This window comes from [Empedobacter] haloabium (assembly GCA_008011715.2).
In the GTDB taxonomy this organism is placed as follows: domain Bacteria; phylum Pseudomonadota; class Gammaproteobacteria; order Burkholderiales; family Burkholderiaceae_D; genus Rugamonas; species Rugamonas haloabia.
This window is the reverse complement of the sequence record CP136508.1, coordinates 1,440,660-1,458,415: the sequence shown is the minus strand read 5'-3', so window position 1 is coordinate 1,458,415 and position 17,756 is coordinate 1,440,660. Positions and strand designations below refer to the sequence as shown.

At 63.9% G+C, this 17,756-nt stretch carries 16 protein-coding genes and 1 other RNA gene; 12 read left to right on the top strand and 5 right to left on the bottom strand.

The features are described 5' to 3' along the window. Positions 1-8: 8 nt before the first annotated feature. From E7V67_006400 to gyrA, 5 genes are all read right to left on the bottom strand, one after another. Entirely contained in the window at positions 9-905 is an 897-nt protein-coding gene (locus E7V67_006400) for a prephenate dehydrogenase/arogenate dehydrogenase family protein (GenBank protein WUR14736.1), read from the bottom strand. Beyond that, entirely contained in the window at positions 898-2,016 is a 1,119-nt protein-coding gene (gene hisC / locus E7V67_006395; GenBank protein ID WUR14735.1) for a histidinol-phosphate transaminase, read from the bottom strand. Before hisC ends, E7V67_006400 begins: the two co-directional genes overlap by 8 nt. Before the next feature lie 22 nt (positions 2,017-2,038). Beyond that, positions 2,039-3,112, bottom strand: a complete 1,074-nt coding sequence (gene pheA / locus E7V67_006390; protein WUR14734.1) for a prephenate dehydratase — start codon at positions 3,110-3,112, stop codon at positions 2,039-2,041. 119 nt (positions 3,113-3,231) lie between these two features. Continuing rightward, positions 3,232-4,320: a 3-phosphoserine/phosphohydroxythreonine transaminase gene (gene serC, locus E7V67_006385; protein ID WUR14733.1), complete on the bottom strand. Its 1,089-nt coding sequence runs from the start codon at positions 4,318-4,320 to the stop codon at positions 3,232-3,234. Between the two features lie 137 nt (positions 4,321-4,457). Then, on the bottom strand, positions 4,458-7,130 hold the full coding sequence (gene gyrA, locus E7V67_006380; protein ID WUR14732.1) for a DNA gyrase subunit A: 2,673 nt from the start codon (positions 7,128-7,130) through the stop codon (positions 4,458-4,460). Positions 7,131-7,678: 548 nt separating this feature from the next. On the opposite strand from gyrA, the gene E7V67_006375 reads away from it, so the two are divergent. From E7V67_006375 to E7V67_006320, 12 genes are all read left to right on the top strand, one after another. Further along, positions 7,679-8,392 (top strand): OmpA family protein, encoded by a 714-nt coding sequence (locus tag E7V67_006375; protein WUR14731.1) that lies wholly within the window; start codon positions 7,679-7,681, stop codon positions 8,390-8,392. A 130-nt stretch (positions 8,393-8,522) separates the two neighbouring features. Then, positions 8,523-9,224, top strand: coding sequence for a bifunctional 2-polyprenyl-6-hydroxyphenol methylase/3-demethylubiquinol 3-O-methyltransferase UbiG (ubiG, locus tag E7V67_006370; protein ID WUR14730.1), 702 nt, complete (start codon positions 8,523-8,525; stop codon positions 9,222-9,224). A 57-nt stretch (positions 9,225-9,281) separates the two neighbouring features. Then, complete coding sequence (gene gph, locus E7V67_006365) at positions 9,282-9,968, top strand: phosphoglycolate phosphatase (protein ID WUR14729.1); 687 nt, start codon at positions 9,282-9,284, stop codon at positions 9,966-9,968. 123 nt (positions 9,969-10,091) lie between these two features. Next, on the top strand, positions 10,092-11,063 hold the full coding sequence (locus tag E7V67_006360) for a hypothetical protein (GenBank protein ID WUR14728.1): 972 nt from the start codon (positions 10,092-10,094) through the stop codon (positions 11,061-11,063). A 71-nt stretch (positions 11,064-11,134) separates the two neighbouring features. After that, positions 11,135-11,495, top strand: a transfer-messenger RNA (tmRNA) gene (gene ssrA, locus E7V67_006355). A 164-nt stretch (positions 11,496-11,659) separates the two neighbouring features. Continuing rightward, positions 11,660-12,853: an integrase arm-type DNA-binding domain-containing protein gene (locus E7V67_006350; protein ID WUR14727.1), complete on the top strand. Its 1,194-nt coding sequence runs from the start codon at positions 11,660-11,662 to the stop codon at positions 12,851-12,853. 17 nt (positions 12,854-12,870) lie between these two features. Next, on the top strand, positions 12,871-13,752 hold the full coding sequence (locus E7V67_006345) for a hypothetical protein (GenBank protein ID WUR14726.1): 882 nt from the start codon (positions 12,871-12,873) through the stop codon (positions 13,750-13,752). Positions 13,753-14,116: 364 nt separating this feature from the next. Beyond that, entirely contained in the window at positions 14,117-14,557 is a 441-nt protein-coding gene (locus E7V67_006340) for a hypothetical protein (protein ID WUR14725.1), read from the top strand. Then, on the top strand, positions 14,554-14,847 hold the full coding sequence (locus tag E7V67_006335; GenBank protein WUR14724.1) for a hypothetical protein: 294 nt from the start codon (positions 14,554-14,556) through the stop codon (positions 14,845-14,847). The genes E7V67_006340 and E7V67_006335 overlap by 4 nt, the downstream gene beginning before the upstream one ends. Positions 14,848-14,861: 14 nt before the next feature. Continuing rightward, entirely contained in the window at positions 14,862-16,523 is a 1,662-nt protein-coding gene (locus E7V67_006330) for a DEAD/DEAH box helicase (GenBank protein WUR14723.1), read from the top strand. Beyond that, positions 16,495-17,439, top strand: coding sequence for a primase-helicase zinc-binding domain-containing protein (locus tag E7V67_006325; GenBank protein WUR14722.1), 945 nt, complete (start codon positions 16,495-16,497; stop codon positions 17,437-17,439). Before E7V67_006330 ends, E7V67_006325 begins: the two co-directional genes overlap by 29 nt. Then, positions 17,426-17,668 carry a hypothetical protein gene (locus E7V67_006320; protein ID WUR14721.1) on the top strand — a complete coding sequence of 81 codons (243 nt, stop codon included), beginning with the start codon at positions 17,426-17,428 and terminating at the stop codon, positions 17,666-17,668. Before E7V67_006325 ends, E7V67_006320 begins: the two co-directional genes overlap by 14 nt. The last annotated feature ends 88 nt before the right edge of the window (positions 17,669-17,756 follow it).

Sequence of the window (17,756 nt, the reverse complement as noted above, 5' to 3'; positions counted from 1 at the left end):
TGCTCTTTCTATTCTGCGGTATCGGTAGGGGGCGGCGCCTCGGCCGCCTCGATGGCCTCGATCCACTGGCGCCGCGCGCGCTGCGCGTTGCCGTAGACCGCTTCCAGGCTGGCGCCGTCGCCGGCCGCCAGGCGCGCGCGCAGCTGCGCCAGCTGCGCCATATAGGCGTCCAGCTCGACCAGCAATGCTGCCTGGTTGGCCAGGCTGATGTCGCGCCACATCTCGGGCGAGCTGCCGGCGATGCGGGTGAAGTCGCGGAAGCCGCTGGCGGCGTACTGGAACAGCAGGCCGGCGTGCGGCTTGTTGGCGATGTCGTCCACCAGCGCGTACGCCAGCAGGTGCGGCAGGTGGCTGACGGCGGCGAACACCTTGTCGTGTTCCTCCGGCGTCAGCCGGTGGATGATGGCGCCGCAGGCGCGCCACGCTGCCGCCACTTGGTCGATGTCGGCCGCAGCGTTTTCCGCCAGCGGCGTGACGACGAATTTTTTGCCGACATACAGGTCGTCGATGGCGGCATCGGGGCCGTTGGTCTCGCGCCCGGCGATCGGGTGGCCCGGCACGAACTGTGCGACCTTGTCGCCCAGCGCGGCGCGCGCTGCGGCGACGACGTCCGCCTTGGTGCTGCCGGCATCGGTGACGATCGTCCCGGGCGCCAGGTGCGGCGCCAGCGTCGCCAGGATGCGCCCCGTCTGCGCGACGGGTGCGGCCAGCAGCACCAGGTCCGCATCGGCCACCGCCGCGAAATCGGTCGCCACTTCGTCGACGATGCCCAGCGCCAGCGCGCGCTCGGCGAATGCCGCCGAGCGCTCGATGCCGACCACGTGGCGCACCGCGCCGGCCTTTTTCAACGCCCGCGCGAACGAGCCGCCGATCAGGCCGACGCCGATGATGACGACTTTATCCACGGTCCTCCGCCAGCGCCTTCTGCAAGGCCGTGATCAGCACCGCGTTCTCCTGCGGCAGGCCGATGGAAATGCGCAGCCACTCGGGCAGGCCGTAGTTGCCGACCGGGCGCACGATGACGCCTTGCTTGAGCAGGGCCAGGTTGACGCGCGCGCCGGCGGCCAGGTCGTTGCCGACCTTGACCAGCACGAAGTTGCCGTGCGACGGCACGTACTCCAGGCCCATCTGCTCGAACGCCTCGACGAACTGGCGGTAGCCGGCCGCGTTGTTGGCCGCGCTCTTTTCCAGGAATTCGCTGTCGTTGAGCGCCGCGATGGCGGCCGCCTGGGCCAGCGAGTTGACGTTGAACGGCTGGCGGATGCGGTTCATCAGGTCCGTCAGGCCCGGTTGCGCCAGCGCGAAGCCCACGCGCAGGCCGGCCAGCCCATAGGCCTTGGAGAAGGTGCGCGAGACCAGCAGGTTCGGGTACTTGCGCACCCACTCGGCCGACTCGTACTGGTCTTCGTGCGACAGGAACTCGTTGTAGGCCTCGTCCAGCACCACCACCACGCTGGCCGGCACCTTGGCCAGGAAGGCTTCGATCTCGGCGCCGCTGACGAAGGTGCCGGTCGGGTTGTTCGGGTTGGCGATGAAGACCAGGCGCGTGTCGGCGTCGATGGCGTCGGCCATCGCGTCCAGGTCATGGCCGTGGTTCTTGGCCGGCACCACGATGTGGCGCGCGCCGATGCCCTGGGTCGCCAGCGCGTACACGGCGAACGAATACTGCGAGTAGACCACCGCCTGGCCCTGCTCGACGAAGGCGTGCGCGGCGATCTCCAGGATGTCGTTCGAGCCGTTGCCCAGCGTGATCCACTCCATCGGCACGTCGTAGCGCTTGGCCAGGGCCTGCTTCAGGTCATAGCCGTTGGCATCCGGATAGCGGCCCAGTTCCGCCACGGCCTGGGCCATCGCGCGCTGCGCCGATTCCGGCACGCCGAACGGGTTCTCGTTGGATGCCAGCTTGACGATGGATGCCTCGTCGAGGCCGAACTCGCGCGCGACTTCGGAAATGGGCTTGCCCGCCTGGTAGGGAGCGATGGCACGGACGTATTCAGGACCGAATTGCTTGGACATAAGTTCTCTCTATATTGAAAGGTCAGGTCAGGCTGGTCGGGTAGGAGCCCAGCACTTTGAAAAAGGCGGCGTTTCCCTTGAGTTCGGCAAGCGCGTTCGTCACGGACGGGTTCTGTACGTGGCCTTCGATGTCGACATAAAAATAGTACTCCCACGTGCCGACGCGCGCGGGACGGGATTCGAAACGGGTCATCGACACGCCGTGCTTGGCCAGCGGCGCCAGCAGCTGGTAGACGGCGCCGGCCTTGTTCGGCACGGCCAGCACCAGCGAGGTGTGATCGCTGCCGGAAGGGCCCGGCTGCAGCTTGCCGATGATGGCGAAGCGGGTGCGGTTGTGCGGGTCGTCCTGGATGTGGCCCTTGACGACGCCCAGGCTGTACTGCGTGCCCGCGATCTCGCTGGCAATCGCCGCGATGGTCGGGTCCAGGCTCGCCATGCGCGCCGCTTCGGCGTTCGAGGCGACAGCGCGCCGCTCGACGTGGGGATAGTTCAGGTTCAGCCACACCTGGCACTGCGCCAGCGCCTGCGAATGGGCGCAGATGGCGGTGACGCCGTCCATCGTGCCGGTCTTCGACATCAGGCTGTGGTGCACGGCGATGGCCACCTCGCCGCTGATGATCAAGGGCGTCTGCAGCAACAGGTCGAGGGTGCGGTTGATCGCCCCCTCGGACGAGTTCTCGACCGGCACCACGCCGAAGTCGGCGGTGCCCGCCTCGGTGGCGCGGAACACTTCGTCGATCGAGGCGCACGGCAGCCCTTCGACGGCGCGGCCGAACTGCTGGTACACGGCCTGCTCCGAGAACGTGCCGACCGGGCCCAGATAGGCGACGGTGACGCGCTTTTCCAGCGCGCGGCAGGCCGACATGATCTCGCGGAAGATCGTCTGCACCTCGGCGCCGCCGAGCGGGCCGGGATTGCGCTCGGCCACGCCGCGCAGCACCTGGGCTTCACGCTCGGGGCGGAACACGGGCGCGTTGGTCTCGGCCTTGACGTGGCCCACTTCCTGGGCCACCCGGGCGCGCTCACTGAGGAGCGCGAGGATCTGCGCGTCGATCGAGTCGATCTTTTCGCGCAGGGGTTTCAGTTTGTCTGTCATGGTTGGCTAGTGATCTGTAAGCGGCCGGCGGCGCACGCTTCAACCCGGAACCAGGAACTGGGGTCGGACCCGCCGGGTCCGACCCCGGCCTTTGCTGTCGGGTCGAATCGCGCGCGGGGTTATCGCTCGGCGAATTCGTTCAGGTAGTCGACCAGCGCCTGTACGCCTTCGATCGGCATCGCATTGTAGATGGATGCGCGCATGCCACCGACGGACTTGTGGCCCTTCAGTTGCAGCAGGCCGCGCGCTTTGGCGCCGGCCAGGAATGCTTCGTTCTTGCTCTCGTCGCGCAGGTAGAACGGTACGTTCATGCGCGAACGGTAGGCGAGCGCCACGCGATTCTGGTAGAAGTCGTCGGCGTCCAGGGCCGCGTACAGCAGCCGGGCTTTTTCAATATTCTTGCGTTCCATCGCCGCGACACCACCCTGCTCCTTGAGCCAGCGGAACACCAGGCCGGCGATATAGATGCCATAGGTGGGCGGCGTGTTGTACATCGATTCGTTCTCGGCCACGTTCTTGAAATCGAACGCGGACGGGCAGATCGGCAACGCATGCCCGATCAGGTCGTCGCGCACGATGACGACGGTGACGCCGGCCGGGCCGATGTTCTTCTGCGCGCCGCCGAAAATCAGGCCGTACTTCGATACGTCCACGGCGCGCGACAGGATGTGCGACGACATGTCCGCCACGATCGGCACGTCGCCCGGCAGCTCGGGCACGAAGTCGATCTCGACGCCGTCGATGGTCTCGTTGGTGCACAAGTGCAGGTAGGCCGCGCCTGGTGTCAGCTGCCATTCCGACTGTGGCGGCACGGCCGTGTAGCCATTGGCCTCGGCCGACGCCGCCACGTTGACGTTGGCATAGCGCGCCGCTTCCTTGATCGACTTGCTGGACCAGGAACCGGTGCGGACAAAATCGATCGTCGCGGGTTGCGCCTTACGGCCGACCAGGTTCATCGGAATCACGGCGTTCTGCGACAGCCCGCCGCCCTGCATGAACAGGATGCGATAGTTGTCCGGCACGGCCAAGAGCTCGCGCAGGTCGCGCTCGGCGGCGCGGTAGATCGAGATGAACTCCGGCCCGCGGTGGCTCATCTCCATCACGGACATGCCGCTGCCCTGCCAGTCCAGCATCTCGTCGGCCGCCTGCCGCAGCACTTCCTTCGGCAGCACGGCCGGGCCGGCGGAGAAGTTGTAGATCGTCGTCACGGCTGGTCCTTTCCTGGTGTCGCGCAAGCGGGCTTGCTCACGATGCGGCTCACGATTTTCCTTCTAAGCTTATGCGTTTCTCATCGATCCGAAACACCGCGGGCCCGGTCCGATCGCTCGAACAGGGCCCGCATGGATCATTCGGCCGCGGTGTCGTCGGCCGCTGGCGTGTCGGGCTCCGCCGCAGGCGTTGCCGCCGCCGCGCCGCCTTCCGGCTCGAGCTCGACTTCGTCCGCGTCCGCCTCGACGATGCGCTGCAGGCCGGACAGCTTGGTGCCGTCCTCCACCGCGATCAGGGTGACGCCCTGGGTGGCCCGGCCCATCTCGCGGATCTCGGAGACGCGGGTGCGGATCAGCACACCGCCCGTCGTGATCAGCATGATCTCGTCGGTGGTGTCGACCAGCGTGGCCGCGACGACCTTGCCGTTACGCTCGGAGGTCTGGATCGCGATCATGCCCTTGGTGCCGCGGCCGTGACGGGTGTATTCCGTGATCGGCGTGCGCTTGCCGTAGCCGTTCTCGGTGGCCGTCAGCACGGACTGCTGCTCGTTCTCCGCAACCAGCAGCGCGATCACGTTCTGGCCTTCTTCCAGGTTCATGCCGCGCACGCCGCGCGCCGTGCGGCCCATCGGGCGCACGTCGTTCTCGTCGAAGCGCACCGCCTTGCCGGAGTCGGAGAACAGCATCACGTCGTGCTTGCCGTCGGTCAGCGCCGCGCCGATCAGGAAGTCGCCCTCGTCCAGGTCGACCGCGATGATGCCGGCCTTGCGCGGGTTGCTGAAGTCCTTCAGCGGCGTCTTCTTGACGGTGCCCAGGCTGGTGGACATGAACACGTAATGGTCTTCCGGGAACGTGCGGTTTTCGCCCGACAGCGGCAGCACGACGGTGATCTTCTCGTTGTCCTGCAGCGGGAACATGTTGACGATCGGCTTGCCGCGCGAGGTGCGCGAACCCTGCGGCACTTCCCACACCTTCAGCCAATACATCCTGCCGCGATTCGAGAAGCAAAGGATGTAGTCGTGCGTGTTGGCGATGAAGAGCTGGTCGATCCAGTCCTCGTCCTTGGTCGCCATGGCCTGCTTGCCGCGCCCGCCGCGCTTCTGCGCGCGGTATTCGGAGATCGGCTGGGCCTTCATGTAGCCCATGTGCGACAGGGTCACCACCATGTCCTGCGGCGTGATCAGGTCTTCCGTTTCCAGGTCGGTCGCGTTGTGCTCGATGGTCGAGCGGCGCTCGTCCTTGGCGCCGTATTCCAGCTTGGCCGCATTGAGTTCGTCGCCGATGATCGCGGTCACGCGGGCCGGCTTGGCCAGGATGTCCAGCAGGTCGGCGATCTGCGCCATCACGTCCTTGTATTCGTTGACGATCTTGTCCTGCTCCAGGCCCGTCAGGCGCTGCAGGCGCATCTGCAGGATTTCCTGGGCCTGGTCGTCGGACAGCTTGTACAGGCCGTCCGGCTGCATGCCGTAGTGCTTCGGCAGGTGCTCGGGGCGGAACGCCTCGATGCCGGCCTGGCCTTCGTCGCCTGTGCGGGCCAGCATTTCGCGCACCAGGGACGAATCCCAGGCGCGCGCCATCAGTTCGGTCTTCGCCAGCGGCGGCGTCGGCGCGGCCTTGATGATGGCGATGAAGTCGTCGATGTTCGCCAGCGCGACCGCCAGGCCTTCCAGCACGTGGCCGCGTTCGCGCGCCTTGCGCAGCTCGAACACGGTGCGGCGCGTGACCACTTCGCGGCGGTGCGACAGGAACGTGGCCAGCAGCTCCTTCAGGTTCATCAGCTTCGGCTGGCCGTCGACCAGCGCGACCATGTTCATGCCGAAGGTGTCCTGCAGCTGGGTCTGCTTGTACAGGTTGTTCAGCACCACTTCCGGCACTTCGCCGCGCTTCAATTCGATGACGACGCGCATGCCCGATTTATCGGACTCGTCGCGGATGTCGGAAATGCCTTCCAGCTTCTTGTCGCGCACGTTCTCGGCGATGCGCTCCAGCAGGGATTTTTTATTGACCTGGTATGGCAGCTCGTCGACGATGATCGCCGTGCGACCGCCTTCCTTGCCGAATTCCTCGAAGTGGGTCTTGGCGCGCATGACGACGCGGCCGCGGCCCGTGCGGTAGCCGTCGCGCACGCCGGACACGCCATAGATGATGCCGCCGGTCGGGAAGTCCGGCGCCGGGATCAGTTCGATCAGTTCGTCTACCGAGCAGGCCGGGTTGGCCAGCACGTGCAGGGCGCCGTTGATCACTTCCGACAGGTTGTGCGGGGCGATGTTGGTCGCCATGCCGACCGCGATACCGGAGGAGCCGTTGATCAGCAGGTTCGGCACGCGCGTGGGCAGCACGGTCGGCTCTTTTTCCTTGCCGTCGTAGTTCGGCTGGAAGTCGACGGTTTCCTTGTCGATGTCGGCCAGCAGCTCGCCGGCGATCTTGTCCAGGCGGCACTCGGTGTAACGCATGGCCGCCGCAGCGTCGCCGTCGATGGAGCCGAAGTTGCCCTGGCCGTCCACCAGCGTATAGCGCAGCGAGAAGTCCTGGGCCATGCGCACCAGCGTGTCGTAGATCGACGAGTCGCCGTGCGGGTGGTATTTACCCATCGTGTCGCCGACGACGCGCGCGCACTTGACGTATGGACGGTTGTGCACGTAATTACTCTCGTGCATCGAGAACAACACCCGGCGGTGCACCGGCTTCAAGCCGTCGCGCGCATCCGGCAAGGCGCGGCCCACGATCACGCTCATCGCGTAATCGAGGTAGCTCTTGCGCATCTCTTCTTCGAGGGAAATTGGGATTGTTTCTTTTGCGAATTGATCCATTGGCGGGTCGATGTTCTCTGACGTTGGTTCCAGGGCGGTTCATACGGCGCCGCGCGCACGTGCTGCGCGGTCCCCGGTAGTCCTTCACGCTGCCGCAGGTGCGGGCAGACAATCGCACGATTTTAACATGCTGGCATGCCCACCGGCTTATTTGCCCGCATTGCAGCATTGCCCGACGGCGAAGTGGCGCCACCGGCGGCACCGTTCAGGCACACTGATGGCGACCGACGCGTGTAATCGTGCCGAAATATTTCCTGTTTATTATCGCCGGGCGCCGGCAAAACAGGTTGCATCCAAACAACATTGTTCTTGGATCAGAGAATGAGCCCGGTTGGATCGCGCTCATGACTTTTGCGCGCGTATGGCAAAATGACCGGAATAACAAATTTGGCTGTTTCGCAATCGGTACTGTCCACATGCGGTGCGGCCCATAGCGCTCCATGGTAGTGCATGGGGTGCGCGTGTTAGTATTCGCACCACGCAACGCACTACATCCAAGAACAATGCAGTGTGTTCTGCCGATATCACCCCCGAAAGGAAAGAAAAACATGAAAAAATTGATCGCATCCCTCTTTGCAGCGTCGGCGGTACTGGCTGGCACCGTGGCCGCCCAGGACAAGCCCACCGCGCCGCCTTTCGCGCCAGTGACCCAGGACATCCCCGCTCCGACCCCGAAGAGCGCGTATGTGCAGGACCAGCGCGGCGTGATCGCCCGTAATCCGTTCGGCCTCTGCTGGCGCACCGGCTACTGGACGCCGGCCGACGCGGTGCCAGGCTGCGACCTGCCGATCTGCGTGGAACCTGAGCGCCTGGAAAATGGCAAGTGCGTCGCACCGCCGGCACCGGCCACCCCGGCACCGACCGCGCCGACCCCGACCCCAGTGCCGACCGCACCGGTGCCGACCTCGGAAAAAGTCAGCTACAACGCCGATGCGTTCTTCGACTTCGACAAGGCCGTGCTGAAGCCGGAAGGCAAGCAGGCGCTGGACGAGCTGCACTCGAAACTGGGCGGCATGAACGTCGAAGTCGTGATCGCCGTCGGCCACACCGACTCCGTCGGCACCGACGCCTACAACGACAAGCTGGCAATCCGCCGCGCTGAATCCGTCAAGGCATACCTGCTGAGCAAGGGCGTGGAAGCCAACCGCGTGTACACCGAAGGCAAGGGCGAGAAACAGCCGGTCGCCGACAACAAGACCGCCGAAGGCCGCGCCAAGAACCGTCGCGTGGAAATCGAAGTCGTCGGTACCCGCAGCAAGTAATACGCAGACTGCGATCTGACCCGTCAGGGCAGCTCGAAACCCCGCCCCCGTGGCGGGGTTTTCATTTTCCCTGCCGCTTGCCGTGCAAGCGTGCTTGGGAACCCGCCCGATTACCGCTATGATGCCGATCATGAATGCGAATGCCGACCCTCTCGAAATACAGAAATTCAGCGAACTGGCCCACCGCTGGTGGGATCCCACGTCCGAATTCCGTCCCCTGCACGACATAAACCCCCTGCGCCTGGAATGGATCAACGCGCGCGCGCCGCTGGCGGGCAAGCACGTGATCGATATCGGCTGCGGCGGCGGCATCCTGTCCGAATCGATGGCGCGCAAGGGCGCCACCGTCACGGGCATCGATCTGTCGAAAAAGGCGCTGCGCGTGGCCGATCTGCACAGCCTGGAATCGGGTGTGCCGGTGCGCTACAAGCTGATTGCCGCCGAGGACATGGCCGCCGAGGAAGCGGGCCAGTTCGACGTCGTCACCTGCATGGAAATGCTGGAGCACGTACCCGATCCGGGCGCGATCGTGCGCGCCTGTGCCACCCTGGTGAAACCGGGCGGCCACGTGTTTTTCTCGACGCTCAATCGCAATGCCAAGTCCTACGTACACGCCGTCATCGGCGCGGAATACATCCTGCGCATGCTGCCGCGCGGGACGCATGACTACGACAAGTTCATCACGCCGGCGGAACTGTCGCAATATGTCCGCAGTGCGGGCTTGCAGGTGGACAGCCTGAAGGGCCTGGGGTATAACCCGTTGACCCGGCTCTATTCCCTGAACAACGACACGAGCGTCAATTACCTGATGGCGTGCACGCGTCCTGAATAAACGGCTTTTCCGGCAATCCAGGCGGCTGCGGCCGCCTCTTTACTTTTTGATCACACCATGAGTTTTACCGCCCCGCGCGCCATTCTGTTCGACCTCGACGGCACGCTTGCCGACACCGCCCCCGACCTGGCCGCGGCCGTCAACCAGCTGCGCACCGCGCGCGGCCTCGCGCCGACGCCGTACGAGATCCTGCGCCCGACCGCCTCGGCGGGGGCGCGCGGCATGATCGGCGCCTCGTTCGGCCTGACCCCGGCGGATGAAGGCTACGAGGAGCTGCGTCAGGGCTTTTTCGACAATTACCAGGCCGCGATGATGGTGCACAGCCGCCTGTTCGACGGCGTGCGCGAACTGCTGGACGGCATCGAGGCCGCCGGCCTGGTCTGGGGCATCGTCACCAACAAGCCGGCCCGCTTTACCGATCCGCTGATGCCGCTGATCGGCCTGGATCACGCCAGCTGCGTGGTCTCCGGCGACACCACGGCGCATGCGAAGCCCCACCCTGCCCCGCTGCTGGAGGCGGCAAATCGGCTGGGCCTGGCACCGGAGCAATGCTGGTACGCGGGCGACGACCTGCGCGACATCCAGGCCGGCCGTGCGGCGGGCATGCCGACGATCGCCTGCCAATGGGGCTATTGTGGCGCGGTCGAGCCGCAAAGCTGGGACGCCGACCACCTGCTGGCGACGCCGCAGGATCTGCTGGCCCTGCTGCGGGCGACGTTGAAGGATGGCGCGCTGGCCGCGTAGACGTTGTAGCGCGGCACGTTAGTAGGAGCACTCAGGCAATTCCTATTGCTCGGTCCCAACAATGGGCTTACCATGGATGGCAATTAAAATAATAACCTAGCAATTTCCCCGAGGGAGACAGGAATGCCTGGTGAAGAAACAACCGAACTGTCCCTCACACCGCGCAGTACCGCCCCGCAAACCTGGACGGCTACGGTAGCAGAGAGCAAGTTCTATTGGTACGACCTGCTGGCCGACGGCACGCAGTTGCCCGATTTCCGCGATCCGGTCGGCCGCTACCTGCGCCGCATGCAGTTCGCGCTGGACGGTACGATGGAGAAGCGGCTGATCTATTTCCTTGTCGCGCGTCCGCGCGTGCGGATCGATCCGCAACGCAGCGTCAGCTGGGGCTTTTTCTCGCTGAAGCTGACCATTCCCGTCTTGATCGGCGCGGAAGCGCGCAAAAGCACCATCACTGTCGAGCTGGATGTGCCATTCGAGGCCACGTTGAAGAAACCCACGGTGGAGCTGCAGGACAAGTACCTGCTGCTGAACTGGGGTGCGCTGACGGAAACGTTCAGCATCCACGACCTGCTGCAACGCTACGATACAGGCCTGCCGAACGCGGGCAAGATCCTGTACGTCGGCCAGACCCACGATCCGTCGGGCAAGCTGGCCAAGGGCATGGTGACCGCCGTCAACCGGCTGCGCGAAGCCACCGAACAGGAATACGACAGCTTCCTGCTGGTGCAGCGCTACGAGGTGCAGGTCGAGACGACGTCGACCGAGCTGCTGGAAGAGCCGTCCACTCGCACCCGCACGGACATCGTCGAGGGCGCGCTGATCCGCTACTTCGAGGGTGCGACGCCCACGGGCCGCCGCGACAGCGAGCTGAGCACCCGGCGCGATCATCTGCACGAGTTGCAGCAAACCTACTGGCTGGAACGCTTGACGGTCGATACCGGTTTCAAGGACGCGGACGCCTTCTACGAGCTCGGCACCGACACCGTGCCGGCATCGCGCCGCCATGTGTTCGAGTGCACGTTCGAACAAGGGCTGGCCGAGGTGACGCCGGTGGCGGCGGCTGGGCGGCCGCTGGTCGAACTGAAGGCTTGACGCGGCACTTAAAAACCGCTTAAACGCTGTGCGCTGGTGGCGCTTTGGGGTACAATACCCATTCCTTCTGTGGGGACGACCTGGCTTCGACGTGGGTTGCAAAGCAGAACAGGGCATACCGAGGGCTGGTCACCTCGTAAATACATCCAGAAACAAACTAACTGCAAACGATAACTCGTACGCACTGGCAGCCTAAGGGCTGTTAGCTCCACAACACCTCGCCTCTGGGGTGGGCCGTTAAAAGCTGTGGAGTCATTTACAGAGGCTAGGACTCAACCGGGTTACTTGGTTGCTTCCGAAATTTTAGGTAACTCGCCTGGCTGAAGGGTGCTCGTCCCCGTCTGACAGGTTAAATTAATTGGCAGAGCTAAGTATGTAGAACTGTCTGTGGAGTGCTTGCGGACGCGGGTTCGATTCCCGCCGTCTCCACCACAAAACACTTTAGGCTAGCCCAACAGCCTCCAAAGCCCGCCTCGTGCGGGCTTTTTTACTATGGGGAACGCTCCAACTTGGGGTAACATAGTCCAACGAAATCCAAATCACGGCGGGGGTAACTCTTTGGGGTAACCGTCCCGCTGGCGAAGGACTTACCCCAAATGCCCCTGACCGACATCACAATCCGCACCGCCAAGCCCGGCCCAAAGCCGGCGAAGCTCTTCGACGAGCGTGGCCTCTTCCTACTTGTTACCCCCGCCGGGGGTAAGTGGTGGCGCCTGAAATACCGATTCGAGGGGAAGGAAAAATTGCTGTCGCTCGGCGTGTATCCGGATGTCAGCCTTAAGGATGCTCGGGAGCGCCGGGACAGCGCGCGGAAACAGATCGCCGACGGCATCGACCCCAGCCTGAACCGAAAGGCACAGAAGTCGTTGCGCCAGTTGCAAGTCGCGAACAGCTTCGAGACTGTGGCGCGGGAGTGGTACGAGAAGCATGCGCCGAACTGGGTCGCAGCACATGGCGATCGGATCATCCGCCGGCTCGAGCGCGACATCTTCCCGCTGATGGGCAAGCGTCCGATCAGCGATATTGCAGCGCCCGAGCTCCTGGACGTGATCAGGCGCATCGAAGCCCGAGGCGCCCTTGAGACTGCACACCGCGCACTCAGCAACTGCGGCCAGGTCTTCCGCTACGCCGTTGCGACCGGCCGCGCCGCGCGTGATCCGTCTGGCGACCTGCGCGGCGCCCTGCCCCCTGTCCGCGGCGAGCACTTTGCCGCGGTGACCGATCCGGCGAAGGTCGGCGGCATTCTGCGCGCGCTGAACGAATACCAGGGGACCCCCACCGTATCCTGCGCCCTCCGCCTGGCCCCGCTGGTTTTCGTCCGCCCTGGAGAGCTTCGCGCCGCCGAGTGGGTGCATATCGACCTGGTAGCCGGTGAATGGCGCTATACCGTCACAAAAACCGGCACCCCGCATATCGTGCCCCTGTCGACGCAGGCAGTAGAGATCCTGCGCGAGGTGCACGCGTTGACCGGGCATGGCCGGTACGTATTTCCGAGTGCCCGCACTGGGGAAAGGCCGATGAGCGACAACGCGATTCTGGCAGCGATGCGGCGCATGGGGATCGAAAAGGACGAGATGAGCGGCCACGGTTTCCGCGCCATGGCGCGCACGATCCTTGACGAGGTGCTTGGCTTTAGGCCTGACCTGATCGAGCACCAGCTTGCGCATGCAGTGAAAGATCCGAACGGCCGGGCCTATAACCGGACCGCGCACTTACCTGAGCGCCGGAAGATGATGCAGCAATGGGCTGACTACCTGGACCAGCTCAGTACGGACACGGATACCAACTAAGAAAAACTGCTGCCAATATGGCATTGCAAAACGCTTCAGAGGAACTTATGGATCACGATGAATTTATCCGAAAAGAAGAACAACGCAGCCGGTTGACCGCCGAGTTAGCTATCCAGAAGGTTCGCGATTTGCACCTACCCGCCGAGGTCGTCCCTGCCCCGAACGTTCCGGGACTAGGATACAAGGCGGAAAGCCTCTACCAAAAATTACTGAGTAAGCTACTGGAAAAGCACGGCCCGAGCCTGCCAAAAGTAATTTCGGTAGCTCTACATGACTACTGGCTTGAATGTTGGCGGTGCGCGTCCTACGTGCAGTCGTGCATCGATGACAAATCGATGAATAACAACAGTTTTACTCGGACAATGGCAACAGGAGCCGGATATGCAGATAGCGAAGGATGGGCTTACACCCTTTACAACGCATTCGCGGATCTGGTACCAAAAGAAGGGAGAAAGCAGGGCGTAAAACAGCTCACTGGCCATGAGATACTCAATGCTACGGATGCACTTACCTGTATGGCAGTATATTGGCTCAACGCAGCGTCGAGCGAGATGACGCACGGGCACGTCGAATCAGCTTGTGACCTGATGCATGAAGCCTACGATGCAATCACACTTGAGCAAGGCCTATCAATGTGGGACGAAGCCTGGAATATGGCGATAGAACATGATAGGGAAGACTTGGCATCCAAGGTCAGATCGGACCTTGCAAGAAAAGCTGGCCTTGCAGCTCACGCTGAAAGCCACGCGCTAAAAGCTGAAGTTAGAGAATTTTGGAAAAATAACATCTCCCCCTTGATGAGTAATGACGATGCCGCCTCAATACTAATGCGGCAATTTCCGCTAACGTTTAGGACTCTCAGTCGATACGTATCTGGCTTCAAAAATACCGTTGACTAGATGACTGTAATGCCTACTGGCAGGCGGAACACGCTGCCGGTAGGCTGTACAGCCTCCTTGGCGGTGGTCTATTAATGGTCATTAGAAAACCTCATGATTGCCCTGTCGGTCCACTTTGGACCAGTTCAGACAGGAGCAATCAAAATGCACCAACTCCCTTCGACCGGTTTTCTCCGTGTCTCGCAAATCGTCGGCCGGCCAAGGGCCACGCCGCCAATCCCGCCGATCATTCCGATAAGTGAATCATCCTGGTGGGCCGGCGTAAAAGCCGGGAAGTACCCACCTCCTGTAAAACTCGGCCCGCGCACTACTGTTTGGCGGGTAGAAGACATCATCGCTTTAGTTGCTAGCGCGTGAGGTCTCGATGAGCAAGCAATCCTCAAAAGCAAACGCCCCCGGAGGTGGGGGCGTTCCATCCGATCAAGCTGGCGGGCTCGGATCGGCACAAAAGGTGATCGATTGCGGCATCCAGAATATCACGGATGTATGCCGGGAGCTCACGGCAGCAGGCGTGTCGCTGCGCTCGACCGATGGCGCGACGCAGCTGGACACCCTTTGCCGCGCGCTGCAGTTCCGCGGCCCGAACGGCCTGAACACATACGAGGGCACGGCGGCCGGCTATCTGCGCATGGCGACCCGTGTCAAGGAGCTGCGCGAGAACTGGGACATTTACACCGTTCGGGAAGACGTTATCGCGCCTGACGGCCTCGTGCACAAGGGTGTGGCCCGCTACATCTTGCGTGGCCGGCGCGAGGATTTGAACAAAGCGGCGCCGGCCCAGTGCCAGACTAGGGGCTGCACATGAGGGCCCGACACCTCGCCGTAAAGAACTGGAACATGTTCCAGCACTACGCCAAGCGCAATCCGCCGTGGATCAAGCTGCACCGCGCCATCCTGGACGATTACGCGTTCTGCTCCCTTCCGGACTTATCGAAAGGGCACCTCATGCTGTTGTGGCTGTTCGCTAGCCAGAACAACGGCATGGTGCCCCACGACATCCCTTTCCTGGAGCGAAAGCTATCCATCACTGGCCTGGACCTCGCCCTCCTGATCGAGTCCGGCTTCTTGATCGACACCGAGCTGGCGCAACGCTAGCAGGAGGCTAGGACATGGCAGAAATGCAAACCGATAGCGGCATGCTAGCGCCTTGCTATCCAATGACGCGCGTCTCAGAAGACTACGCTAGCAACTGGGATGCAGCTAAGAAGAGAAGAGTTAACCCCCAAAACCCGCCCAGCCAGGCTGGTGGCGATTCCGGTCCCCTGACGCTCCGGCCGTATCAGATTGCAGCTGTTCAGAACCTCCGCCTCGCCTTGGCTGGGGGGATCACGCGGGAAATGCTTTGTTCCCCCACGGGCTCCGGCAAGACCGAGATCGGCATGGCCCTGGTCCGCGGCGCGAAGGCGAAGCACAAGCGCGTGATCTTCCTTTGCAATCGTGTGCACTTGGTCGACCAGACCTCGCGCCGCTTCCAGCGCGCCGATATCTCGCACGGCATCATCCAGGGCGAGAACACGACCCGCGTGTACGAGAACGTGCTGGTGGGCAGCATTCAGACGATCGCGCGCCGCGGCATGCCGGCCGTCGACCTGATCCTGATCGACGAGGCGCATACAGTCGCCGGTTCGCGCGAGTATCGCGCCGTGCTGGCGGCCGCCAAGGGCACGCCAGTTATCGGGCTGTCCGCCACGCCGTACGCGCGCGGCCTGGGCAAGCACTACGACGAGCTGAGCGGCCCGCTGTTCCAGCACATGACGGTGGCCGCGACGATCCCCGAGCTGATCGAGGCCGGCTACCTGGTCGACTGCGACGTGTACGCCCCCAGCGAGCCAGACATGACCGGCATCAAGCAGGCCCGTAACGCCTTCGGGGATCTGGACTACACCGATGCCGACGTCGGCCGCGCCGCCGACAAGCCGGAGCTGGTGGGCGACATCGTGACGCACTGGCTGCGCCTGGCCGCCGGCACGCCGACCGTGTGCTTCGCGGCGAACATCGCGCACAGCAAGCACATCGTCGAGCGCTTCCTGGGTGCCGGCGTCGCGGCGGAGCACATCGACTGCTACACCGAGGAGGAGGAGCGCCGCGCAATTCTGGCGCGCGTCGAGGCAGGGGCCACGCTGGTGATATCGAACGTCGGCATCCTCGCGGAGGGCTGGGACTTCCCAGCGTGCCGCACGCTGATCCTGGCACGACCCACGCGCTCGCTGATCCGCTACATCCAGATGGCCGGGCGGGTGCTGCGCCCACACGCCAGCAAGGACCGCGCGCTGATTCTCGACCACTCCGGTACCGTCGTGCGTCTCGGCTTCCCCACCGAGGAGTTCCCCTTGGAGCTGGACGACGGCACGCCCCGCGACGCGAAGGGCGGCCAGGATGCGCAGGAAAAGCCGCTGCCGAAGGCCTGTCCTTCCTGCAGCTACGTCAAGACGGTCCACAAGTGCCCGGTCTGCGGGTTTGCGCCGGAGCGCCGCGCCGACGTGCGTGTGCAGGACGGCGACCTGGTGCCGCTGCAGAAGAAGGCCAAGGCGCCGAAGCTCGAAAAGCAGGTCGTCTACTCCCAGCTGCTGGCGCTCGCGCAGGAGAAGGGCCGCCAGCCCGGGTGGGTCGCCCACCGGTACAGGGATTACTTCGGCGTGTGGCCACGAGGAATGGAGGACGTGCCGGCGGCGCCGGGCAAGGAGGTGATCGGGTTCCTCAAGCACCTGCAGATCCGCGCAGCGAAACGGAAGGAGGCGAGCCATGCAGGCGACGAAACCTCGAACGGCTGATGAAGCGGTCGGCCGCTGGCCCGGCATTCTGCAGTCGCTGGGCGTGGACGCCTCATTTCTGCGCAAGAAGCACGGCCCCTGCCCAATCTGCGACGGCAAGGATCGGTACCGGTTCGACGACAAGGAAGGCCGCGGGACGTGGATCTGCTCACATTGCGGGTCCGGCGACGGCTTCCGACTGCTGCAGCACCTCAAGGGCTGGTCGTTCCGCGAGGCCGCCAAGGAGGTCGACCGCATCGTCGGCACGGTGCCGGCCGGCCCGATCGTCAAGGAGCGCGACGAGGACAGCAAGGTTCGCGCGCTCACCCAGGTATGGAACGCGACCCGGGCCGTTACGCACGGTGATCCAGTGTGGCGGTACCTGAATCGGCGTCTCGGCCTCGAGCTGGTGCCGGCCGACCTGCGGCTGCACCCGGCGCTGCGCTACACCGACGAGGACGGCAAAGACTTGGGCCGCTTCCCGGCGATGCTGGCGCGCATCCGGTACCCAGACGGCGCCGGCGCGTCGATCCATCGCACCTACCTAACGGACGACGGCCAGAAAGCGCCGGTGCCACAGCCGAAGAAGATCATGGCCGGCAAACCGCTTAATACGGGCTGTGTAAGGCTCGGACCGGCCGGGGCGACTCTCGGTATAGCCGAGGGCATAGAAACAGCTCTGGCGGCCTCTCAGCGCGTTGGCGGGCCTGTTTGGGCGGCTACCAATGCCGTCCTGCTGGAGTCGTGGGTGCCGCCCGTCGGCGTAGAGCGCGTGCTGATCGCCGGCGACAACGACGCCAGCTTTACCGGCCAGGCCGCCGCGTTCGCGCTGGCGCGCCGGCTAGTGCAGAAGGGGCTGGCCGTCGAGATCCAGATACCGGGCTATCAGCAGGATGCGCACCAGGTCGGAAAGGATTGGGCCGATGTTGGTATCTAAGCAATTCCTCCGGGACTTCGCCTATATCGCCAACTTCTACGGGTGGAACGCGGCCGACGTCGAGGACGCCAAGGCGCAGACCAGGGCGAACCCGGCCGAGATGCGCCGGTACTGGTCGGAGCTGGCCGCCGCCCACCGCGCTGGCTACCGGCAGACCCGCGAGAACAACTACATGCGGCTCCAGCAGTGGATCCAGCTGTACGGCGCTGGCACCGCGCCGAACGGGTGAGGCGGGGAATTTCGGCACGCATTGCCCGCGCGCGCACGTACACGCGCGTACTGGTAACGAAATATCAGAATAACAACGAAAGAGAGTC